Source organism: Devosia ginsengisoli, from assembly GCF_024707105.1.
In the GTDB taxonomy this organism is placed as follows: domain Bacteria; phylum Pseudomonadota; class Alphaproteobacteria; order Rhizobiales; family Devosiaceae; genus Devosia; species Devosia ginsengisoli_A.
The window spans coordinates 1-22670 of record NZ_JANQAJ010000009.1 but is presented as its reverse complement, the minus strand read 5'-3'; the positions used below and the strand labels follow the sequence as shown (position 1 = coordinate 22670).

Here is a 22670-nt window from a genome sequence, read left to right as displayed (position 1 = left end):
CCATTCAGCGTCGATGGTGCTACTTGAGCCTCGTTCTTCCCAGTTCCGGACGCAGGGTGCCCTGCGAGCAATGCCCGCTCAGGGCCATGCCGGGGTTCCGCGAATTCGAACCGCAGGAACTGCGCTTTGTTTCGTCCTTCAAGACCGGGGAACTGGTCGCCGAAACCGGTACGACGCTGCTGTCCGAAGGCAGCCATAGCGCCCACCTCTATACGCTGTTGTCGGGTTGGGCCTTCCGCTACAAGACGCTGGAAGACGGTCGCCGGCAAATCCTCAACTACATGTTGCCCGGTGACCTGGTGGGCCTGCAGGGCTCAGTGATCGGGGAAATGCAGCATTCGGTGGAGGCGCTGTCGCCATTGGTGCTGTGCGTGTTCCAGCGCGACCGGCTGAACGACCTGTTCCGTAACCATCCTGGCCTGGGCTTCGACATCACCTGGCTGGCGGCGCAGGAAGAGCGGATGCTGGACGACCACCTGCTCAGCCTGGGTCGTCGCACCGCCATGGAGCGAGCGGCCTACCTGATCGCGTTCCTTTATCACCGCGCGGCCTCGGTGGGGCTGGCCTCGTCGCGCAATCTCTATCTGCCGATCACGCAGATGCATGTGGCCGACACGCTGGGCCTGTCCATCGTCCATACCAACAAGACGCTGCGCAAGCTTGCCGACCGCTCGCTGATCCGCTGGCTCGACCGCTCCTGCGAGGTGCTCGATGTGCCGGGTCTGATGGAGCTGGCGGGCTGGGACGGGCCGCCGGAACGCCGGAGACCGCTGATATGAGCGGGTTTGCGGCCTCAAATCCGCCATCGCCATCGGCCATTGGGTGCCGACAGAGGAAGGGCCGCGTGCAGCCGGCGGCGGGTAGATGAGCTTGACGAGCATTGCGAGCGGATTGGACGGCCGGATGCGGGACACACAAAGGCGCTTTGGCCGGCGACTGGTGGTTTTTGCATCGCTGGCGCTGGTTGTGCTGGCCGCCGGGGCGGCGCTGGTGCTGGTGCAGGGCATCGACCGGCAGATCGGCGACGTGCTGCACACTTACGAGGTGCGCAACCACGCCCATGAACTCACCATATCGCTCAGCGAGGCGGAAAGCAGTGAACGCAGCTATCTGCTGACGAGCGACAAGCGCTACCTCGAACCCTACCGTCGCGCCGTTGCCTCGATCGACATGCGCTTGCTGTCGCTGACCGCGGCGACACGCGACGATGGCGCACAGGCGGCAGCGGTTCGCGCCATTGCCGATGAAATCGCCGGCAAGACCGCCAAGATGGCGCGAACCATCGAACTGGTCGATGCCAATCGCGAGACCGAGGCGCGAATGCTCATCCAGGACCGCACGGGCGAGCGGGCGGTGGATAGCCTGCGGATCACGCTCGAACAGTTCATCGGCGAGGAAAACGGAAAACTGCTCGATCGCAACCGGCAGATCAACCAGTCCCGACGCTGGCTGGTGGGGGCGATCATCGTTGCTTTGGCGGGCGCCGTGTTGCTGGCCTATATGCTGATTTCCAGAACGCAACGGCAGTTCAGCGCGCTGGCGCGCAGCAAGGAACAACTGGCCACGGAAAACGAGGTGCTGGAAGCTCATGTGGCGGAACGTACGCAGGCCCTGGAGGAGGCGCGCGAACATGCCGAGCGCGAGCGGCAGCGGGTCGAAGCCTTGCTGCAGGATGCCAATCATCGCATCGGCAATTCGCTGGCCACGGTGTCGTCGCTGCTCGGCTTGCAACTGCTGCGCACCAAATCCGACGAAGTGCGGGTGGCGCTGGAAGCGGCGCGGTCGCGCGTTCATTCGGTGGCTTCGGCCCATCGCCGGCTGCGGCTGGGCGATGATCTGGAAACCGCCAGTGCCGATGAATTCCTCGATGCGGTGCTGGAGGATATCGGGGCGACCGCGAGCGATGCCGACAATATCGAACTGGTCGGGCAATTCGATCCTATCGTGGTCGGGGCGCGCGATGCGACCACGGTCGGCATACTGGTCGGGGAGCTGGTGACCAATGCGATCAAGCATGCCTTTCCCGCTGGCCGCGGCGGCACAGTCACCGTTGCCCTGAAACGCGACGATAGCGGCGTGCCCAGGCTCAGCGTGGCCGATGATGGCGTGGGCATTGCCGGCGAGCCGGGCGAGGGCGGACTTGGCTCGGTGATTGTCCGGCAACTGGCCAACCAGCTTGGGGGCGAGCCGCATTATGAACGACGGGATGGCGGCGGGCTGAGCGTCAGCTTGTCATTGCCCGGCATTGAAGGCGCCGCGTCGCCGGACGCAGGCTGACCAGGAGCGAACCCCGTGCACATCATTGCCGTTCTCAATCGCGACGGCGGGACGTTGCGAACCATGGATCTCGACGCGTTCAGCGCCGGGGCCGTGGCGACCTTTGCGCGGCACGGGCATGAACTCGAATGCCGGACCGTGGCAGGCAGTGCGGTCGAGGCGGCATTGCGCAAGGCGGCGACCAGCCAGGGCGTGGATGCCGTCATGGCTGGAGGGGGCGACGGCACTATTTCGGCCGCCGCTGCAATTGCCTACGAAACCGGGATGCCGCTTGCCGTATTGCCGGTGGGAACGATGAACCTCTTCGCGCGGGCGCTCAAGGTGCCGCTGGTGCTGGATGATGCCCTGGAGGCCCTGGCTGCCGGCGCGGTCGGCGCCGTGGATATCGCCACGGCCAATGATCGGCCCTTCGTCCACCAGTTCGGCGTGGGCATTCATGCGCGTCTGGTGCGTATCCGCGAAAACATGAGCTACGGCAGCCGGGCTGGCAAGATGCTGGCAAGCCTGCGGGCGATCGGCGCGGCAGCGATCAATCCGCCGCAGTTCGACGCCGAGTTCCACATGCCCAAGGGCATAGAAAAGCATCGCGTATCGGGCATTGCGATCTCCAACAATCCGCTGGGAGAAGGCATGATCCATGCCGACCGGCTCGATACGGGCATGCTGGGCGTCTATGTCGCGGCGGCGGTTTCGACCTCGGAACTGCTGAGGCTGGCGATGGACGTGTTCATGGGCACATGGCGGGAGAGCCCGATGGTCTCGGAAAGAGAAATCGGCGAGGTGACGCTGCATTTTCCCAAGCGTAAAAGGGGCGCCCGTGCAGTGATCGATGGAGAGCTGATCAAGCTCGACCGGTCGGTCACGCTCAAGATGCATCCGGGAGCGCTCAAGGTGGTCCTGCCCAAGCCGGTCACACCCGCCGAAACAGCATAAAATATGTTTGGAACCTATTCCCGGGATATGACGTTACGGGCAATCAGCCGGTAAGTTTAGGTATTGCAGAAGCGTCAGGACGGGAAGTGACAGATAAGGGGGCCCACCTTCCAGACGCGGTTCGGAAGGTCGTGGATGATCCAGCGCGGTTGAACGCGTTGGCGGCGCTGGAAGTGGTCGATAGCCACGCGGATGCCGATTTCGAGCGGTTAAGCCAGACCGCAGCTTTCATTTTCAAGGCCGAGATTGCCCTGGTGACGCTCATCGACAAGGAGCGGCAATGGTTCCGGGCGTGCTTCGGCGTCGACAATGTCACCGAGGCGCTGACAGAGACATCGTTCTGTGCCCATGCCATTGCCCTGCCGGGGGACGAGGATACGCTGGTCGTGCTCGACGCGAAGCAGGATGATCGTTTCAAGGACAACCCGCTGGTAACGGGCTGGCCGGGCATCCGCTTCTATGCCGGCGCCGCAGTGGTGGTGAACGGGCAGAAGGTAGGCTCGCTCTGCGTCATCGATACCAAGCCGCGCTCAACACTGGAACCCGGCCTTGTCGAGCAATTGGTGAGCCTGGCGGGACTGACCTCGACGCTGTTTTCGCTCAAAGACGAAGCACGGGTCCGGGCGCGCACCGCTGCTGCGCTGGTCAGGGAAGAATGGCGCCATGCGCTGACCCTGGAAGCGGGCAAGGTGGGTAGCTGGGTCTGGGATGTCCGCAGTGGCGAAGTGGCCTGCAATGATATGTTTCGGCGCATGTATGAACTGCCTGAAGGGGAGGCTGTTCGCATGGAGGACGTGCTGGCAGCGATCCATCCAAGCGACCGGCTCATGGTCGAGGCGAGCATCGAAGCGAGTTTCCGGGAGGGCGAGGATTTCAGTGCCGAAGCCCGCATTGCCGAAACCGGACGCTGGATGTCCATGCGCGGCCGGGTCTATCAGCGTGACGCCGAAGGCAACCCACTGGTCATGATGGGCGTCGGCATCGACATTTCCGAAAGCAAGCAGAGCGCCGAGCATACGCGATTGCTGCTGCGCGAACTCAATCACCGGGTGAAGAATACGCTGGCGATGATCCAGTCGGTCGCGCGCCAGACGATCCGGCAGAACCCCGATCCGCAGGACTTCATCGAGGCCTTTTCCGGCCGGCTGCGCACCATTTCGGATGCGCATGTGCTGCTGGCCGACCGCGACTGGTCGGGCGTGCAACTCTATGAGGTCATCGCTTCACAATTCGGGCCAGGCTTCCGCACCGACCCTGATCGGGCCGAGGTGCGCGGCGAGGACGTGACGCTGCCCGCCGACCACGCCTTGGGGCTGGGGCTGATCCTGCACGAACTGACCACCAATGCGCATCATTACGGCGCCTGGTCGGGCGATGAGGGCATGGTGAGCATCGACTGGGAGGTGAAACGCCGGCCGACGCGTGGACTGTCGCTCACCTGGCGGGAAAGCGGCGGGCCGGAAGTGTCCAGGCCCGCCGAATATGGCATGGGTGCGCGGCTGATCGAGCGGAGCCTGGCCAAGGTGCTGGACAGCGAAGTCAAGCTCAGCTTCGAGCCCAGTGGCGTGGTGGCCCATATCTGGATGCCGTTGCCGGCCGAGCAGGATTAAGCGGCATCATCGGTATTGTCGCTGCCGCCGCGTACTAGCAGGTAGGCAGCGATGGCGGCGGCCGGCAGGCCGATGGTGCGCAGCAGCGGGGACTTCAGCAACACCGGCAGCGCGGTCAGCGCCGCTGTAGTGACGAGGGCCCCGGTTTCGCTGGAACGGCGCTTTTCGACGCGCTCGCGTCGACGGCGGCTTTCGCCAATGCGCGTGCCGAGAAAGACCGCCAGTGCCAGGACCAGGAACGCCGCGGCGAAGATCAGTGCCGCGTAAATGCCACCATAGAGCTCGGCCAAGGCAAAGAAGCCCGCCGCGACCAGGAAGCTCACGCCAGCCAAGGCAAACCCGATCATCACCGCATTGATGATGAGCGTGTTGCGGACGCGTTCGGTGATCGCTTCGACCTCGATGCCGAGCAGGGCGGCCAGCGGAGCCAGAAGATTCATGATCAGTGCCGGGACAGCAAGGCGAGAATGAAGCCGATGCCAACCGCGCTGGCGACCGCGGTCAGCGGCTTCTCGCGGATGGTATCCTTGAGCTGCTTTTCCAAGGCGCTGGCCTGATCCTGCACGTCCTCGACGACATGTTCGGCCTGGCGCTGCAGGTTGTGGGCCTCGCTCTTTGCGACCGATTTGACTTCGTTGACCTTGTCATTGCTCAAGCGCGCCAGCGTGGCGGCGATGGCCTTGATATCGGTCTGAAGCTGGGCGACCTGATCTTCGAGCTGTGCTTCGCGGGCCTTGCTGCTGGCGCGCGCGGCACGGGCTGCGGCGGGCTTGCGGCCTGGGGCGAGGTCGGATGTGGTAGCCATGTGACGCTCCTGTCAGTGTTGAATGGTCAACGTGCGAAAAACCGCACGGTTCCAAGGCTTTGGAAAGTGACACCCCAATGCGCGGGCTCCGTGCATCGGGGTGACAGGGGCGGGTGGAAGTGGGGCAGCTCCCGACCCGCGGGCGCATCTCACCAAGGTGAGCACCAGTGAAGACCGGCGGCGCCTGTTATGATTGCCGGGATGCCTAGATGCGGCCCATCAGAACGAGGATGAGCACGACGACCAGCACGACACCCAGAATGCCGGATGGGAAATAGCCGAAACCGCGCGAATAGCCCCAATTGGGCAAGGCGCCGATCAGCAGCAGAATAAGAATGATGATGAGAATTGTACCGAGACCCATGGCAGCTCTCCTGTTGTTCTTGTGACGCTTTGGAACCGATGGCTAGAGGATCGCCAGCATCAGGACGGCAGCGGTGGCGAGAATGAAGAGCGCAGGGGTCAGCGCCTTGAATACGTCGCCATAGTGGGTTTCCCCATCATAGCCTTCAGTCCACACCGTGGTGCGACCCGCATTCTCCAGTGCCTTGATTTCCATGTGCGTCATGTCCGTCTCCGCCGTGATCTTGCGCAATGTTGCGCGTGCCCAAAGAACGGGTGCTGATCAACTTTGGTTCCGTCGCAACAATTGAAACAAATGGCGGGGTCTGTTCGGCCCGGGGCAATTCATCGATTGCCGGCTACTGCAAAACCATCGTGTCGATGACCTGCCGCTGCCGCAGCATTTCGAGGAAGATGCGGTAGTCCTTGTCGAACTGGGCACGCGCGGCCGGGGCCGGGGCGCGTTCGCTTCCGCCTTGCTGCATGGCGATGCAGGCCGCGTCAAGGCTGGGATAGAGTCCAGCGGCCGTGGCGGCGACCATGGCCATGCCGAGCAAGGTCGCGTCCTTGGCCGAGGACTCGACTACGGTGCAGCCTGTAGCGTCGGCGTAAAGCTCCATCAGCACGGCATTCTTGGTGTGGCCGCCGGTGATATGTAGCGTGTCGATGGCGTAGCCGCGGGTATTGAGTGTTTCGAGGATGTGGCGGACGCCGAGGGCGATGGAGACCGCAGTGCGCCAATAGAGGCGGCAGAGCGAGTCGAAGTCGCTGTCCAGCGTCAGGCCGGAGATGACGCCAAGGGCGAAGGGATCGCCTAAAGGCGAGCGGTTGCCATGGAAATCGGGCAGGACATGCAGGCGATCAGCCAGTGCCAGCCCTTCGCGCAGGCGCAGTTCCATGATGCGCCGGGCGATACGGTGATGCATTTCCGTGGTGGGCTCGCCACCCGCGCCATGCCAGCGAATGATGTGGTCGAGTAAAGCGCCGGTGGCGGACTGGCCGCCTTCATTGAGCCAGACGCCGGGCAGGACGGCGCCGAAATAAGGGCCCCAGACACCTGACGTTGGCCGGTCCTCGGCAGAAAGGGCCATGACGCAACTGGAGGTGCCGGCGATCAGTGCCAGGTGGCGGTCGATGGTGCCGACATCATGGGTGAAGGCGCCGAGCACGCCCAGCGCGCCTGCATGGGCATCGATGAGGCCGGCGCCGACGCGGCAGGCGATGGTGAGGCCGAGGTCGGCAGCGGCCGCTTCGGTGAGCGGGCCAAGATCGGTGCCGACGGGGCTGGCTTTGGCGGGCAGGGCGGCCTTGTCGAGCAGGTCTTCGAGGCCCACGGCGGCCAGGAAATCGGGCTGCCAGCCGGTTTCGGTATGGGCCAGATAGGTCCATTTGCAGGTGAGGGTAGACTGGCTGCGGGCCAGGGAACCCGTGGCTTTCCAGGAGAGGAAGTCGGCCAGGTCGAACATCATGCCGGCGCGGTCCCAACTGTCAGGCATGTGCCGCTTGAGCCACATGAGCTTGGGCGCTTCCATCTCGGGGGACATGACGCCGCCGGCATAGGCGAGCACGAGATGGCCTGTGGACGTGCATTCCTCGGCTTCGGCCAGGGCGCGGTGATCGAGCCAGACTATTGTATCCCAAAGGTTTTCTCCGTTGGTGGAGACTGTGACGGGCTCGCCATTCCTGTCGCGGACGACGAGGGAACAGGTGGCGTCGAAGCTGAGGCCGACGACATGGGCGGGGTCGGCGCCGGCCTGGGTCATAGCCTGGCGGACTGCGGCGCAGACGGCGGCCCAGATCTGGGTGCTGTCATGCTCGGCATAATTGGCGTCGGGACGGTTCATGGCAATGGGAAATTCGGCCCGTGCCAATAGGTTACCTTGTGCGGTGAGCACGCCGGCCCGGGCACTTCCCGTGCCCACGTCCACTGCCACAAGGAGGCTTTGCATAGAGATCGAGCGCCCTCTTCCCGGTTCGGGCGCGAAGGTAGCCGAAGGGGCGTGGGGTGGCTAGAGGCGGCCGGCAAGATAGCGCTCGAGCGTCGCCTTGGTGCCGATTTCCCATAGCGTATTCAAGGCGTTAGTGAAGGCGGCGATGAAGGCGGGACTGTGGGCGAGGTCACCGTAGATGTCGGCCATGGCGAGCCATGCCTTCGGATCAGCCTTGGCAACCTTGGCCTGGGCGGTGAGGCGGTCCCAGCTTGGATCGTTGGGTTCGATGACGGCGCCGCTGTCCGAGGTGCCGTAGCAATAGCGACACCAAAGCGCTGACACGAGTGACAATCCGTTAACGGACTGTTGACGTTGAGCGCGGTCGAGTGCGGATGGAATGATGAATTTCGGCTGCCGGTTCGACCCGTCCAGCGCCAGCCTGCGGACGGTATCGCCGATCTTGGGATTGGCGAACCGTTTTTCACACAGAGCGAAGTAATCATCAAGATTGGTATCGGGCACCGGGGGTACGATGGGGATGATCTCGTCGTGCTCGACCTTCTTGAGGAAAGCCGAGACGAGGGGGTGCGCCATGGCCTCGTGGACGAAGTGGATGTCGAGCAGACCGGCCGGATAGGCGATGGTGGCGTGGCCGCCATTGAGGATGCGGATCTTCATGTGTTCGTAGGGGGCGACGTCGCTGACGAATTGCACGCCGACCTTTTCCAGCGCCGGGCGGCCGGCGGGGAAATTGTCTTCGAGCACCCACTGCTTGAAGCTCTCGCAGAATACCGGCCAGTTGTCCTCGATGCCGAACTGATCGGCGAGCAGGGCGATCTCGCGGGGGAGGTGGCGGGGGTGATGCGGTCGACCATGCCGTTGGGGAAGGCGACGTTGTCGCGGACCCATTGGGCCACGGCTGGGTCGATGAGTTGGGCGAGACCGACCACGGCATTCTGCGTGACGTGGCCGTTGCCGGGAATGTTGTCGCAGCTCATGACGGTGAAGGGCTGGATGCCGGCGGCGCGGCGGGCGAGGAGGCCGGCGAGGATGAGGCCGAAGGCGGTTTTCGGCGCCGCCATGTTGGCGGCATCGAAGGCGATGTCGGGATGATCAGGATCGAATTTCTGGCTGGCCGGGTCGATATAATAGCCACCCTCGGTGATGGTGAGGGAGACGATGCGGATGGCGGGGTCGGCGAGGCGGGCGATGACGGCGGCGCTGTCGCCAGGGCGGAGATAGTCGATCATGGCGCCGGTGACGCGGGCGGCGCTGGTATCGGCTTCCTGCTCGACCACGGTGGTCAGCCAATCCTGCGCCTTGAGTTTCTGGCGCATGGCCTCGTCGGCCTCGCGCACCCCGGCCCCGACCAGAGCCCAATCGTGGTCGGAACCGGTGGCGAAGAGGTCGTCGAGATAGACGGCCTGATGGGCGCGATGGAAATTGCCGACACCGAAATGCACGATGCCCGGCGTGAGGGTGCTCCGGTCATAGGCGGGCACGGATGCCGTGGTGATGGAGCCGAGGGTGCTGGCGGAGAGCTTGGTGGTCATTTTAGTTCAACCCCGGAGTCATTCCCGCGAAAGCGGGAACCTCCGTTACAGGGAAACAGGGGTTCCCGCTTTCGCGGGAATGACACGGTGGGTGAAATGAAATCGGGCGGACATGGTCAGATCGCATTCCCCGCCGCATCGAACCTGTAGATGCGGGTGGGGTCGGGGGTGAGGTAGACGTCGTCGCCGTGGCTGAAGGTCTGGTCGCCGTCGGTGCGGATGGTCATGAGGCCGAGGCCCTCGACATGGACGTGGAGGAAGGTGTCGGAGCCGAGCTGTTCGGCGACGCCGACCTTGCCCTTCCAGGCGCCTGATGTGGCTGACGTGGCCAAGGTGAAATGTTCGGGGCGGACGCCGATGGAATGGGCGTTGTGTTTGGCGGCTTCGGGCCCGTCGATGAAATTCATCTTGGGCGAACCGATGAAGCCGGCGACGAAGCGGTTGGCGGGCTTCTTGTAGAGATCGAGCGGGGAGCCGAACTGCTCCACATTGCCCGCGTTCAGTACCACGATGCGGTCGGCCATGGTCATGGCTTCGACCTGGTCGTGGGTGACGTAGATCATGGTGGTCTTGAGCTGCTGGTGCAGTTCGGTGATTTCCAGCCGCATGTTGACGCGCAAGGCGGCATCGAGGTTGGACAGGGGTTCGTCGAAGAGGAAAGCCTTGGGTTCGCGCACGATGGCGCGGCCGATGGCAACGCGCTGGCGCTGGCCGCCGGACAAGGCGCGGGGGCGGCGATCGAGATAGGAGCTCAGATTGAGCGTGCGGGCGGCATATTCGACCTTCTGGTCGATGAGTTCCTTGGGCGCCTTGGCCATCTTGAGCGGGAAGGCGATGTTGTCGCGCACGGTCATGTGTGGGTAGAGCGCGTAGGACTGGAACACCATGGCCAGGCCCCTTCGGGCCGGTGGCGCCTTGGTCATGTCCTCGCCATCGAGCAGGATCTGGCCCGATGTCGTGTCCTCGAGGCCGGCGATGAGGCGCAGCAGGGTGGACTTGCCGCAGCCTGAAGGGCCGACGAAGACGACGAATTCGCCGTCGTTGATGTCGAGGGAGATGTCCGGGATGATCTGGACCTCGCCGAAGGACTTCTTGACGTGTTGCAGGGAGATGGAGCCCATTTTCTAGAGGTCCTTTAGCGTTGGTGCGGACATCGTGTGGACGGAGAGATTACCCCCACCCTCATTCCCTCCCCATCGAGGGGAGGGAGGCCCATCCGGCGGTTGCGTAGATATTCGGGATGAGCCTTGAAGGTCGAGCTGGCGCCTCCCTCCCCTCGATGGGGAGGGATTGAGGGTGGGGTGGGGCCGCAAGCACAGGGTCATCATTTCACCGCTCCAAAGGTCAGGCCGCGGACGAGTTGTTTCTGGCTGAACCAGCCCATGAGCAGGATAGGCGCGATGGCCAGCAGGGAGGCCGCCGAGAGCTTGGCGAGGAACAGGCCCTGAGGCGACGAAAAGGATGAGATGAAAGCCGTGAGCGTGCCGGCGCGGCCCGAGGTCAGCGTGATGGTCCAGAAGGCTTCATTCCAGGCGAGGATCACGTTGAGCAGCAGGGTCGAGGCGATGCCGGGGACGGCCATGGGGACGAGGACGTGGACGATTTCGTTCCACAGCTCAGCGCCATCCATGCGGGCGGCTTCCAGGATATCGACCGGGATTTCCTTGAAGTAGGTGTAGAGCATCCAGATGATGATGGGCAGGTTGATCAGCGTCATGATCAGCGTCAGGCCGTGCACGGTATCGAGCAGGCGCAGGTCGCGGAAGATCAGGTAGATCGGGATCAGCACGCCGACGGCGGGCATCATCTTGGTGGAGAGCATCCACATCAGCACGTCCTTGGTGCGCTTGGTGGGCGCGAAGGCCATGGCCCAGGCAGCGGGAATGCCGATGGCGAGGCCGAGCAGGGTGGAGCCGAGCGACACCACGATCGAGTTGAAGGCGTGCTTGAAATAGTCCGAGCGATCCTGCACCGCGGCGAAATTCTCGAGGGTGAAGTTCTGAGGCAGGAAGGTGGGCGAGGCGGCGATGGCTTCGGCTTCGGTCTTGAAGGCGGTCAGCAGCACCCAGAGGATGGGCGAGAACAGCAGCAGGGCGATGACCCAGGCGAGCAGGGTGAAGCCGATGCGGGTGGAGGCGGGGACTGTGCGGGCCATTCTAGCGGTACCTCTCGGCAGCGTCAGTAGACCTCATCCTGAGCTTGTCGAAGGACGAGGTCGTGGCAGAATCGGTGGCTGCGACCTCGTGGTTCGACAGGCTCACCATGAGGTCTAGGGAGTAACTGAGTTCGCTAAGCATCGAGGTTCTTCCCCACAGCGCGCATCAGGAAGATGGCGACGATATTGGCGATGACGACGGCGACCACGCCGCCGGCCGAGCCCGCGCCGATGTCGTTGGACAAGATGCCGGTGCGGAAGACGAGGAAGGCGATGTTGGTGGAGGCATAGCCGGGGCCGCCGCCGGTGGTGACGCGGATTTCAGCGAAGATGCCGAGCAGGAAGATGGTCTGGATCAGGATGACGATGGTGATCGACCGGGCCATATGCGGCAGGATGATGTAGTAGAAGCGGTTGATGGCGTTGGCGCCGTCCATTTCGGCCGCCTCGCGCTGTTCTTCAGAAAGCGACTGGAGGGCGGTGAGCAGGATCAGGGTCGCAAAGGGCAGCCATTGCCAGGCGACGATGACGATGACCGAAAACAGCGGATACTGGTTGAACCAGTCGACCGGCTGCAGGCCGAAGAATTTCCATAAGTGTCCCAGCATGCCGTAGCCGGGATGCATGAAGCCGTTCTTCCAGATCAGCGCCGCGACAGGCGGCATGACGAAGAAGGGCGAGATGACGATGATGCGGAGAATGCCCTGGCCCCAGATGGGCTGATCGAGCAGGAGGGCCAGCAGCGTGCCGCCGACAATGGTGATGATCAGCACGCCACCGACCAGGATCAACGTATTGACGAGCGACTGGGTGAAGCTGGGATCGCCGAGGACATAGAGGTAATTTCCCCAGCCGGCGAAGCCGGTCATCATCGGGTTGATGAGGCTGTAGTTCTGGAAGCTGAACCACAGGGTCATGGCCAAAGGCACGATCATCCAGATCAGCAGCACGATGACGGCGGGCGCCATCATGACGCGGGACAAAGTGCGGGTCTGTGCGGTGGCCATCTTGATCTCCCCAAAACCGGTTGATCCGGTGATCTTGCAGTAGACCTCATCCTGAGCTTGTCGAAGGAAGAGGTCGTGGCTCGATCAGCGCGCCCGACCTCGTGGTTCGACAAGCTCACCATGAGGTCCTCATGGGTGAAACCGCCCGGTCGCCAGAGGGGACCTTTGACCGGGCGGTTCCGGTTTGGGACAGGTTGCGGGAGGACTAGCTACCGGCAGCGCGTCCGAACGAAAGGCTGCGGCCAGGCACGGGAGCACCCGGCCGCAGGAGTCTTCGGAGGAGAGACTACTTGATATAACCGGCGCGGGTCATGTCGCGCAGGGTGGCTTCCTGGGCCTGGGCCAGGGCGTCGTCGGCCGACATCTGGCCGGCAAGCGCGGCAGAGAAGAGTTGGCCGACATTGGTGCCGATGCCCGCGAATTCGGGGATGGCGACGAACTGCACGCCGACATAGGGCACCGGATCGACCGTGGGATGGGTCGGATCGGCGGCATAGATCGAGCCCATGGTCATTTCCGCGAAGGGGGCGGCGGCCTGGTATTCCGGATTCTCGTAGAGCGAGATACGGGTGCCCGGGGGCACGTTGGCCCAGCCATCCTGCGCGGCGACCATGTCGAGATAGGCCTTGTCGGTGGCCCACTTGATGAAGGAAGCGGCCGCGTCCTGCTGCTGGGAGCCCTTCGGGATGGCCAGTGACCAGGCCCAGAGCCAGTTGCCGCGCTTGCCCAGGCCATTGTCGGGCGCGAGGGCAAAGCCGACCTGGTCGGCGACGGTGGAATCGGCGGGGTTGGTGACAAAGGAGGCGGCAACGGTAGCGTCGATCCACATGCCGCATTTGCCCTGTTGGAACAGGGTCAGGTTTTCGTTGAAGCCGTTGGACGAGGCGCCGGCCGGGCCGGCATCTGCCATCAGGCCCAGATAGGTGTCGAGCGTCGACTTCCATTGGGGCGTATTGAACTGGGGCTGCCAGTTTTCATCGAACCAGCGGGCGCCGAAGGAGTTGGACATGGCGGTGAGGAAGGCCATGTTCTCGCCCCAGCCGGCCTTGCCGCGCAGGCAGATGCCGTTGATGTCATTGGCGCGGTCGGTCATGGCGCGGGCGGCTTCACCGATGAATTCCCAGGTCGGGGCTTCGGGCATGGTGAGGCCGGCTTTTTCCATCAGGTCCTTGCGATACATGATGAAGGAGCTTTCGCCATAGAAGGGCGCGGCATAGAGCTTGCCATCGACGGAAAGGCCATCGCGGATGGGCGGCAACAGGTCATCGACGTCATAGTCGGCATCGCTGCTCAGCGCGTCGAGGGGCACAAGCCAGTCCTGCCTGGCCCAGATCGGCACTTCATAAGTGCCTATCGTCATCACGTCATACTGCCCGCCATTGGTGGCGATGTCGGTGGTGACGTTCTGGCGCAGCGTGTTTTCTTCCAGCACGACCCAGTTGAGTTCGATGCCGGTTTCAGCCGTGAAGGCGTCCGACAGACCCTGCATGCGGATCATGTCGCCATTGTTCACAGTGGCGATGGTGATCGTCTGCGCCGAAGCGGTAGCCGCCAGCGCAAGGGTGAAGGCGCCCACGAGAATGGGTGTCAGTTTCATCAAATACCTCCCAGTAACCGAAACGGGCATTTGTTCCGGTGATGGGCAAATGTTCACAACTCATGCGGCAGAGTCAAGCGGGCTATGCACGCAGTGGTGGATGCACGTGGAATGGAAATCGATTTCAGGTGGATTTTATCGTAACCGGATCAATTGGTTACGAAATCTGCAGCAGGCCTTCGGCAGTGCGCTCATCGGTAATGAGGCCGTTGGCCAGGCGGCGGTTGAGCGCGGCGCGGATGCCGGGCAATTTGCGCTTGCCCATGGCGATTGCCACGACGAGCGAGCTTTCGCGGGAGGGAATCGGGGCCGAGGCGACGCGCTCATTGGTGGGACCGTCGATCATCTTGCCATCGGCATCGAAGCTCCAGCCGCAGATCTCGCCGACGGCGCCGGCCTTCTGCAGCGCCTTGAGTTCGGCATCGGTGATGAAGCCGTCGAGATAGAGCGGGGCATCGGGGCCGATATCGCCGATGCCGACAAAGGTCACGTCGGCCTGGGCAGCGAGCGTCAGGGTCTCGCGGATCATGGGCTGGGCATGCAGCAATTCGCGCTCGCGAGCCGAGGAGGCGATGACCGGCAGCGGCATGGGGAAGCTGCGGGCCTTCACCGCGTCGGCGACGTTGAAGATGACGTTGTAATAGGCGGCCGAGCCGTCGGGGGCGATATTGCCGGTCAGCGAGACGACCTTGTGATGCGGGCAATCCATGGGCATGAGCTGCTCGACGGCGGCCTTGAGCGTGCGGCCGGTGCCGATGGCCATCACGATGGGGTCGGTGCGCTTGAGCCAGCGTTCGATCTCGGCGGCGGTGGCCTCGGCCACGCCGATGGTGGTGGATTGGCTCGATGGATCGGAGGGCACGACTTCGACGAGGTCGAGGCCGAAACGGCTGGCGAGCTGGCTGGCGAGATCCATGCAGCGGCCGATGGGGTGGTCGAGCCGCACCTTGATCAGGCCTTCGCTGACCGAGAGCGAGACGAGGCGCTGGGCGGATTGCCTGGAAATGCCGAGCTTGGACGCGATCTCTTCCTGGGTATTGCCGGCGACGTAATAGAGCCAGCCGGCGCGGGCCGCGTCATCCAGCCGGTTGATCGAAGTGTCGATTCTCTGCGCCATTGGCCCGTCCACGAAATTCGCGGCGGATTATTCAGCTATGGCGCGCGATGTCGCAAGGCGTTTCTCAGATGCGCGGGCCAGGGCGCCTGGCGAGCTGGCTCAGGGCGACGCGGATGTCGCGCTCGGTATCCTTGAGGTGGAGGCGCATGGCTTCGCCCGCGGCGCGGCCATTGCCGGCCTTGATGCAGTCGAGAATGCGCTGATGCGCCTCGATCGTGTCATGCAGGCTGTGGCCGCGCTGTTCGTGGCCGCGGCGGCTGATGAAGAAGCCCTCGCGCAGGGGCGAGGCCATGGCTTCGAAGAGGAAGCCCATGACGCGGTTGCCGCTGGCCAGGGCCACGGCTTCGTGGAAGCCGACATCGTGGGTGTGGAAGCCCAGTTCCTGCTCATGCGCCATGGGTTCGCCGCGAATGCCGACGGTGTCGCGCATGCCCTGCAATTCGCTTTCGATGGCGGCGATGCCGGCGCGGGTGGCGCGCTTGGCGGCGAGGGTCGCCGACTGCACTTCGAGAGAGAGGCGGACCTCGACCAGATCGAACAGGCCCTTGGAATCGTAGCGGATAACCGAGGTCAGGAAATCGGCGAAGGCGGCACCGTCGGGCTGGCGCACCACGGCCTTGCGGCCGCGGGCAATGGCGAGCAGGCCGCGCCCTTCGAGGAGCTTGACCGCCTCGCGGATGGTGAGGCGGCTGACGTCGTATTGCGTGGCCAGTTCGGCCTCGCTGGGCAGGGTGGAGCCGGGGGCCAGCTCGCCCAGGATATGCTTGGCCAAGGCGTCGGCTACCGCCATGGCGGCGGTCGGTTGATCGGGGCGCGGGGCTCCATCCGATGTGGTCACGTTTCCTCCAAGGTATCTGATACCTTTGCCGTTCCAGCGTCGCTTCGCGATCGCTCCGGGTACGTACCTTAACAGGCAAAAGCATCATAGCCGCCGTGTCATGGAGCCGCAATCGCCCTGAAACATGGATTTACGTTAATATTCGAATGTCGAAAAAATTCGTGGGGCGCCGGGAATCGGCTTTACACTGGTATCTGATTATCCTAGGTTCCGGCCCGTGGGCTTGGGAGGGTCCATGGCGGCAGGCGCCGCCCTGCAGGAGGACTTCATGCACGACAGACAGGCCGCACGCCTTCGGGCGTCCGTACTGGTTTTCGGTCGTCCGCGCGGGCATGGCTCGTCCGGCGATCCGCCGCCCGGCGCGGCGCATGCAAGGCCACCAGGACCTCTCCCCTGACGACCATCCAACGCTTCTGAACTCGAAAAATACAAAGGGAGTCGAGACGTGAAGATTTTCAAGACGCTTGCCACCGTGCTGGCCGTCGGCGCCATGGCGCTGACCGCTTCCACCGCGGTCTTCGCCCAGGACAAGGGCCAGATCGGCATTGCCATGCCGACCCAGTCCTCCCTGCGCTGGATCTCCGATGGCAATGAGCTGAAGGCGGCTCTCGAGGCCAAGGGCTACACCGTCGACCTGCAATATGCGGAAGACGATATCCCCAACCAGCTCGCCCAGATCGAAAACATGGTCACCAAGGGCGTCAAGGCTCTCGTGATCGCTTCGATCGACGGCACCACGCTGTCAGCCGTGCTGCAGCAGGCCGCCGACCAGGGCATCAAGGTGATCGCCTATGACCGCCTGATCCGTGAAAGCGCCAATGTCGACTACTACACCACCTTCGACAATTTCGAAGTGGGTGTGCTGCAGGCCAGCTCGATCCTCAAGGGTCTCGGCTATCCGGACCAGAAGGGCCCGTGGAATGTCGAGCTGTTCGGCGGCTCGCCTGATGATAACAATGCCTTCTTCTTCTATGACGGCGCGATGAGCGTGTTCCAGCCGCTGATCGACGACGGCACCCTCGTGGTGAAGTCCGGTCAGCAGGGCATGGAAACCGTCGGTACCCTCCGTTGGGATGGTGCCGTGGCCCAGGCTCGCATGGACAATCTGCTGTCGGCCAACTACTCGGATGGTTCGCGCGTCGATGCCGTCCTGTCGCCCTATGACGGGCTGAGCCGCGGGATCATTTCGTCGCTGCGCGGCGTGGGCTACGGCTCGGCCGACCAGCCCTGGCCGATCATTTCGGGCCAGGACGCCGAAGTTCCTTCGGTCAAGGCGATCATTGCCGGCGAGCAGTATTCGACCGTGTTCAAGGACACGCGCGAGCTGGCCCAGATCACGGCCGAACTGGTTGACACCGTGCTGACCGGCGGGACCCCGGCCGGGCTCGACACCACCACCTATGACAATGGCGTCAAGGTCGTGCCGTCGATCCTGCTGACCCCGTATGAAGTCGACGTCAACAACTACGTGGCCCGTGTCATCGATAGCGGCTACATCAAGGCTGAAGAACTCCAGTAATCGGCGTTTGAACTGGGGGGCTCCGCGACGATGCGGGGCCCCCTTTCCAAATTTTTCCTGAAACCTCATGGTGATCCTTCGACTAGCTCAGGATGTCGAACCAGGAGGTCGGGCACGCCGATCCTGCCACGACCTCGTGATTCGACAAGATCACCATGAGGTCTGTTGCAAGCACCGTGAGGCCCATCGAATGACAGAGCCAGCATGACCAATACCATTCTGGAGATGCGCGGCATCACCAAGACCTTTCCCGGCGTCAAGGCGCTGTCGGATGTCAATCTCGATGTGCGCGAGGGAGAAATCCACGCCATTGTCGGCGAAAACGGGGCAGGCAAATCGACCCTGATGAAGGTGCTGAGCGGGGTTTATCCCTCGGGCAGCTATGATGGGCAGATCATCTACAAGGGCGAAGAACAGCACTTCAAATCGATCAGCGACAGCGAGCACAAGGGCATTGTCATCATCCATCAGGAGCTGGCGCTGGTGCCGCTGCTGTCGATTGCCGAAAACATCTTCCTGGGTAATGAGCAGGCCAGGGCCGGCGTGATCGACTGGGACGAGACGCGTGACGGCGCGCGCAAGCTGCTCGGCATGGTGGGGCTGACAGAGGACCCCGACACGCTGGTGACCAATATCGGGGTGGGCAAGCAGCAACTGGTGGAAATCGCCAAGGCGCTGAGCAAGTCGGTGCAGTTGCTCATTCTCGATGAGCCCACCGCGAGCCTGTCGGAAAAGGACAGCGCGGCCCTGCTCGACCTGCTGATGGAATTCCGCAAGCAGGGCATTACCTCGATCCTGATCAGCCACAAGCTCAACGAAGTGAGCAAGGTGGCCGACCGCATCACCGTGATCCGCGACGGGCGCAGCATCGAGACGCTGACCAAGGAGAATATCAGCGAGGACCGCATCATCACGCTGATGGTGGGGCGGTCATTGGACGATCGCTATCCGAGCCGGGTGCCTGACATCGGCGAGGTGGTGTTCGAGGTGAAGAACTGGAGCGTCTATCACCAGCAGCACCGTGACCGGCAGGTGATCAAGAATATCGACCTCAACCTGCGCAAGGGCGAAGTGGTGGGCATTGCCGGGCTGATGGGCTCGGGACGCACCGAATTCGCCATGAGCGTGTTCGGCAAGTCCTATGGCCAGAAGATCACTGGCGAGGTGTTCCTGCATGGCAAAAAGGCCGACATGTCGACGGTGGAGAAGGCGGTGGCCAATGGCGTCGCTTATGCCACCGAGGACCGCAAGACCTATGGGCTGAACCTGATCGACCACATCAAGCACAATACTACTATCGCCAACCTGCGCGGCATATCGAAGGTGGGCGTGATCGACGACCTCAGCGAAATGGACGTCGCCAACGAATATCGCAAGAAGACCAATATCCGCTCGTCGAGCGTCTATCAGGTCACCGGCAACCTCAGCGGCGGCAATCAGCAGAAGGTTGTGCTGAGCAAATGGCTGTTCGCCAATCCGGATGTGCTGATCCTCGATGAGCCGACGCGCGGCATCGATGTCGGCGCCAAATATGAAATCTACACCATCATCAACCAGTTGGCGGCGCAGGGTAAAGCCATCCTCGTCATCTCCTCGGAGATGCCCGAGCTGCTCGGCATTACCGACCGCCTCTATGTAATGAACGAAGGCCGCATCGTGGGCGAAATGGCCACAAGCGAAGCCAGCCAGGAAAAGATCATGCGCTCGATCGTGCGCGCCGAAGGGAAGGCATCATGACCACAGAAACCGCCCAGCCGGGCATGAGCACGACCGGCGAACAGGTCAAGATCCAGGAACTCAGCGTGTGGGGCGCGCTCAAGGCCAATATGCGCGACTATGGCCTGCTGCTGGCGCTGATCCTGATCATGCTGTTCTTCCAGTATTTCACCAATGGCGTGCTGTTCAAGCCGGTCAACCTGACCAATATCATCCTGCAGAACAGCTATATCATCGTGATGGCTTTGGGCATGCTGCTGGTCATCGTGGCCGGGCATATCGACCTCAGCGTCGGCTCGGTTTCCGGCTTTGTCGGGGCGCTGGCCGCCATGCTGATGGTGGGCTGGGATTTTCCGCCCGAGCTGGCATTCCTCGCCAATCCATTCGTGGCCGGGGCCATATGCCTGGTGGCCGGGGCGGCGATCGGGGCGGCGCAGGGCTATATCATCGCCTATCACCGCGTTCCGGCCTTTATCGTGACGCTGGCGGGCATGCTGATCTTCAAGGGGCTGTCGCTGGCGATCCTGGCCGGCAAGTCGGTGGGGCCGTTCCCGGCCGAATTCCAGATGCTCTCCGCCGGCTTCATTCCCGATGTGATCGGGCCGACGACGCTGGTTGCGGCCAGCGAGGGCGTGCAGCCGCTGGTGCTCCACACGACGACCATGGTGCTGGCCATCCTCGCCGTCGTGGCCATGGTGTTCTTCGCCATTCGCGGCCGCGCCCGTCGCAAGGCACGCGGCTATGAGAGCGAGCCCTTCGGGCTGTTCGTGGTCAAGAACCTTGTCATCGCCGCCCTTGTGCTGTTCTTCGCCTATATGCTGGCTTCCTATAAAGGCCTGCCCAATGTGCTGGTGGTGATGGGCGTGCTGATCGCGCTGTTCGTGTTCGTCACCAAGCGCATGACCTTCGGCCGCCGCATCTATGCGCTGGGCGGCAATCTGAAGGCGGCGGCGCTTTCGGGCATCAAGACCGAGCGGATGACCTTCTATGTCTTCGCCATCATGGGCGCGCTGGCGGCTTTGGCCGGCATGATCTATGCGGCGCGGCTCAATTCGGCCACGCCCAAGGCGGGGCAGGGGCTGGAACTCGACGTGATCGCTGCCGTGTTCATTGGCGGCGCCTCGGCTCTGGGCGGCGTGGGCCAGGTGGCCGGCGCTGTCATCGGCGCCTTCATCATGGGCGTGATGAACAATGGCATGTCTATCATGGGCGTGAATATCGACTGGCAGCAGATGATCAAGGGCGTGGTGCTGCTCGCGGCGGTGTTCTTCGATCTCTACAACAAGAACCGCTCGGCCTGATCCTTCGGGCCAGGAAAGCCGCCGGGGGGACCCGGCGGCTTTTGTTTTGATGCGTGCCTGCCTAAGGGCAGGCGTCAAATATGCCGGATTGGCCCAGGATATAGGGCGACGATCTCGTCGGCTGTCAGCAACTCCATCCCGGATGCGATGGCCTGAGCGACCAGCATGCGGTCAAACGGGTCCTTGTGGATGGGCGGAAGGTCCGCCAGCCTTGCGGCATGCTCGCTGGTAATCGGCAGTTCGGCATAGCCATTGTCGAGCAACCCCCGACGCAATATCCGGGGATCCACCTGTAAGTCCTCGCGACCAAGGCCGGTCTTGATGGCGACTTCCCAGATGCTTGCCGGGCTGAAGACCGGCTCGGTCTCCAGGGTGATCGAGCAGGCTGTGTGCTGCGGCAGGCAGGCGGTGGGGCTCCGCCGCCGCCCAGAGCAGGATATGCGTGTCGAGAAGCACCTTCATGAATGCGTGCCAAACATCTCTTCGATCTCCAACTGGCCCAAGGTGTCGAAGTCATCGGGCACCGAAAACTGCCCGCTCATGAAGCCGAGGCGTTTCACTGATGCGGGTTGATCGAGCGGGACGACCTTGACCAGTGGCTTGCCAGCCTTGGCGATGATGAACGGTTCGCCCTTCGCGGCCTGGTCAACCAGGCGCGACAGATGCGTTTTGGCGTCGTGAATATTGACTGTGTGGACCATGGTCTATTCCGGTATGACTTAGTCCGTTGAACTTAGTCTAATTGACTGACCAAAGCAAGTTGGCCAGGAGGTCGGCCGGGCGTTGATCTGGTGACTCGCAGAGGCGATCATGCGGTGCCGGTCCGACTCAATGGGGTTGCCGAGGCCGGCGGTTCACCAGCGATCGGCCCGCCATGCTTACCTATCTGTCCGAGTTCATCGCGCCCTATTGGGGGCCGGCGCGCCTGCTGACCTCTTATACGGTGCTGGCCACGGTGGGGGCGCTGCTATCGGCTATCCTGTCGCTGCTGGTGTTGCCGCGGGTGTGGCATGTGCTGACCAAGGACAAGGGCCGGGCGCATGCCGTCAATGCCGAGGACAGCGTCGGCAAGCCGGTGGGGGTGGGGCTCTTCATCGTGCTGATCACGGTGGGCGTGCTGGTGGTCTGCCTGCCCTATGACCCACAAATCTATTTCTGCCTGGGGGCGCTGCTGATCGCCTCCTGCGTCGGCTATATCGACGATCGCAAGCCCGGCGGGTTGAGCGAGCTGACGCTGGGGCTGACGGACCTGGCGATTTCGCTGTTTGTCTGCATCGTGCTGATGAACGGGACCAGTACCGAAGTGTGGCTGCCGTTCACCTCGGCGCATATCATGTTGCCGTGGTGGGGCGGCGTCTTGCTCTACACGCCCATCGTCTGGCTGTGCATCAATGCGGTCAACTGCAATGACGGTGTCGATGGGGTGTCGGGCACGCTCTCCGCGGTCACCATCTGCGTGCTGGGTTTCCTGCTCTATTCCGTGGTCGGCGACGTCACCAATGCGGGCTATCTGCTGATCCCGTACAATCCCGATGCGGTGAGCTGGGCGCTGGCGGCGGCGGTGTTCTGCGGCGCGATCCTGGGCTATCTCTGGCACAATGCGCCGCCCAGCGCTGCCCTGATGGGCGATGCGGGATCGCGGCCCATCGGGCTGTTCGTCGGCATGTGCGTGGTGGTGACGGGCAATCCGGCAACGGTGTTCTTCGTGGGGGCGCTGCTGCTGTTCAACGGTGCGACGGGGCTGGCCAAGGTGGCGCTGATGCGGCTGTTCGGCTGGCGCATCCTGGGCTCGGTGCGCTTTCCGTTCCACGACCATGTGCGCAAGAACCTGCACTGGTCCAATGCCCAGGTGCTGCTGCGGTTCCTGCTGATTCACGTCGCCAGCATCTGGCTGCTTGTGATCCTGCTGATCAAGGTCCGCTAGGGATCAGGTTTCGATATCGGCGTCCTTGCGGCTGCCCCATTCGGT

Annotated in this window: 21 protein-coding genes and 1 pseudogene; 8 read left to right on the top strand and 14 right to left on the bottom strand. The window is 63.1% G+C overall.

Features of this window, described 5'->3' with window-relative positions:
* Positions 1–86 precede the first annotated feature (86 nt).
* From NVV79_RS09955 to NVV79_RS09940, 4 genes are all read left to right on the top strand, one after another.
* Positions 87–779 (top strand): Crp/Fnr family transcriptional regulator, encoded by a 693-nt coding sequence (locus NVV79_RS09955; RefSeq protein WP_369684727.1) that lies wholly within the window; start codon positions 87–89, stop codon positions 777–779.
* A 124-nt stretch (positions 780–903) separates the two neighbouring features.
* Positions 904–2277 (top strand): sensor histidine kinase, encoded by a 1374-nt coding sequence (locus tag NVV79_RS09950; protein WP_303988634.1) that lies wholly within the window; start codon positions 904–906, stop codon positions 2275–2277.
* Positions 2278–2292: 15 nt separating this feature from the next.
* Complete coding sequence (locus tag NVV79_RS09945; RefSeq protein ID WP_303988632.1) at positions 2293–3210, top strand: diacylglycerol kinase family protein; 918 nt, start codon at positions 2293–2295, stop codon at positions 3208–3210.
* Between the two features lie 131 nt (positions 3211–3341).
* Positions 3342–4820 carry a sensor histidine kinase gene (locus NVV79_RS09940; protein ID WP_303988631.1) on the top strand — a complete coding sequence of 493 codons (1479 nt, stop codon included), beginning with the start codon at positions 3342–3344 and terminating at the stop codon, positions 4818–4820.
* Here the strand turns inward: NVV79_RS09940 and NVV79_RS09935 are convergent.
* From NVV79_RS09935 to NVV79_RS09880, 12 genes and pseudogenes are all read right to left on the bottom strand, one after another.
* The gene (locus NVV79_RS09935; protein ID WP_303988629.1) at positions 4817–5260 is read right to left on the bottom strand and encodes a hypothetical protein; all 444 of its coding nucleotides are present in this window, start codon (positions 5258–5260) and stop codon (positions 4817–4819) included. The genes NVV79_RS09940 and NVV79_RS09935 overlap by 4 nt on opposite strands.
* 2 nt (positions 5261–5262) lie before the next feature.
* Positions 5263–5625 carry a YqjD family protein gene (locus tag NVV79_RS09930; RefSeq protein WP_303988627.1) on the bottom strand — a complete coding sequence of 121 codons (363 nt, stop codon included), beginning with the start codon at positions 5623–5625 and terminating at the stop codon, positions 5263–5265.
* Positions 5626–5830: 205 nt separating this feature from the next.
* Positions 5831–5989: a DUF3309 family protein gene (locus NVV79_RS09925; protein WP_201661439.1), complete on the bottom strand. Its 159-nt coding sequence runs from the start codon at positions 5987–5989 to the stop codon at positions 5831–5833.
* A 42-nt stretch (positions 5990–6031) separates the two neighbouring features.
* On the bottom strand, positions 6032–6193 hold the full coding sequence (locus NVV79_RS09920; protein WP_303988623.1) for a hypothetical protein: 162 nt from the start codon (positions 6191–6193) through the stop codon (positions 6032–6034).
* 133 nt (positions 6194–6326) lie between these two features.
* Complete coding sequence (locus tag NVV79_RS09915) at positions 6327–7916, bottom strand: FGGY-family carbohydrate kinase (protein ID WP_303988620.1); 1590 nt, start codon at positions 7914–7916, stop codon at positions 6327–6329.
* A 60-nt stretch (positions 7917–7976) separates the two neighbouring features.
* Positions 7977–9451, bottom strand: a pseudogene (locus NVV79_RS09910) (mannitol dehydrogenase family protein).
* Positions 9452–9567: 116 nt separating this feature from the next.
* A complete protein-coding gene (locus tag NVV79_RS09905) occupies positions 9568–10572 on the bottom strand; it encodes an ABC transporter ATP-binding protein (protein ID WP_303988618.1) in 1005 nt (334 codons plus the stop codon).
* A gap of 203 nt (positions 10573–10775) precedes the next feature.
* The gene (locus tag NVV79_RS09900; RefSeq protein ID WP_303988615.1) at positions 10776–11606 is read right to left on the bottom strand and encodes a carbohydrate ABC transporter permease; all 831 of its coding nucleotides are present in this window, start codon (positions 11604–11606) and stop codon (positions 10776–10778) included.
* A gap of 134 nt (positions 11607–11740) precedes the next feature.
* Positions 11741–12613, bottom strand: coding sequence for a carbohydrate ABC transporter permease (locus NVV79_RS09895; protein ID WP_303988612.1), 873 nt, complete (start codon positions 12611–12613; stop codon positions 11741–11743).
* Between the two features lie 286 nt (positions 12614–12899).
* The gene (locus NVV79_RS09890) at positions 12900–14210 is read right to left on the bottom strand and encodes a sugar ABC transporter substrate-binding protein (RefSeq protein WP_303988609.1); all 1311 of its coding nucleotides are present in this window, start codon (positions 14208–14210) and stop codon (positions 12900–12902) included.
* Between the two features lie 157 nt (positions 14211–14367).
* Positions 14368–15327, bottom strand: coding sequence for a sugar-binding transcriptional regulator (locus NVV79_RS09885; protein ID WP_303988606.1), 960 nt, complete (start codon positions 15325–15327; stop codon positions 14368–14370).
* A 64-nt stretch (positions 15328–15391) separates the two neighbouring features.
* Positions 15392–16165: a FadR/GntR family transcriptional regulator gene (locus NVV79_RS09880; protein ID WP_303988603.1), complete on the bottom strand. Its 774-nt coding sequence runs from the start codon at positions 16163–16165 to the stop codon at positions 15392–15394.
* 490 nt (positions 16166–16655) lie between these two features.
* Between NVV79_RS09880 and chvE the strand changes: the two genes are divergently transcribed.
* The 3 genes from chvE to mmsB all read left to right on the top strand — a co-directional run bounded on the left by chvE (position 16656) and on the right by mmsB (position 20701).
* Positions 16656–17684: a multiple monosaccharide ABC transporter substrate-binding protein gene (chvE, locus tag NVV79_RS09875; RefSeq protein WP_303990340.1), complete on the top strand. Its 1029-nt coding sequence runs from the start codon at positions 16656–16658 to the stop codon at positions 17682–17684.
* Positions 17685–17888: 204 nt separating this feature from the next.
* Positions 17889–19421 (top strand): multiple monosaccharide ABC transporter ATP-binding protein, encoded by a 1533-nt coding sequence (gene mmsA / locus NVV79_RS09870; protein ID WP_303988602.1) that lies wholly within the window; start codon positions 17889–17891, stop codon positions 19419–19421.
* Entirely contained in the window at positions 19418–20701 is a 1284-nt protein-coding gene (gene mmsB / locus NVV79_RS09865) for a multiple monosaccharide ABC transporter permease (protein WP_303988600.1), read from the top strand. Before mmsA ends, mmsB begins: the two co-directional genes overlap by 4 nt.
* Before the next feature lie 74 nt (positions 20702–20775).
* Here mmsB and NVV79_RS09860 read toward each other — a convergent pair whose 3' ends face one another.
* Both NVV79_RS09860 and NVV79_RS09855 read right to left on the bottom strand, forming a co-directional pair.
* Positions 20776–21039 carry a type II toxin-antitoxin system VapC family toxin gene (locus NVV79_RS09860; RefSeq protein WP_369684726.1) on the bottom strand — a complete coding sequence of 88 codons (264 nt, stop codon included), beginning with the start codon at positions 21037–21039 and terminating at the stop codon, positions 20776–20778.
* Positions 21040–21159: 120 nt separating this feature from the next.
* On the bottom strand, positions 21160–21402 hold the full coding sequence (locus NVV79_RS09855; RefSeq protein WP_303988597.1) for a type II toxin-antitoxin system Phd/YefM family antitoxin: 243 nt from the start codon (positions 21400–21402) through the stop codon (positions 21160–21162).
* A gap of 173 nt (positions 21403–21575) precedes the next feature.
* Here NVV79_RS09855 and NVV79_RS09850 point away from each other — a divergent pair, with 173 nt between their 5' ends.
* Positions 21576–22625 (top strand): hypothetical protein, encoded by a 1050-nt coding sequence (locus tag NVV79_RS09850; protein WP_303988593.1) that lies wholly within the window; start codon positions 21576–21578, stop codon positions 22623–22625.
* Positions 22626–22670 lie beyond the last annotated feature (45 nt).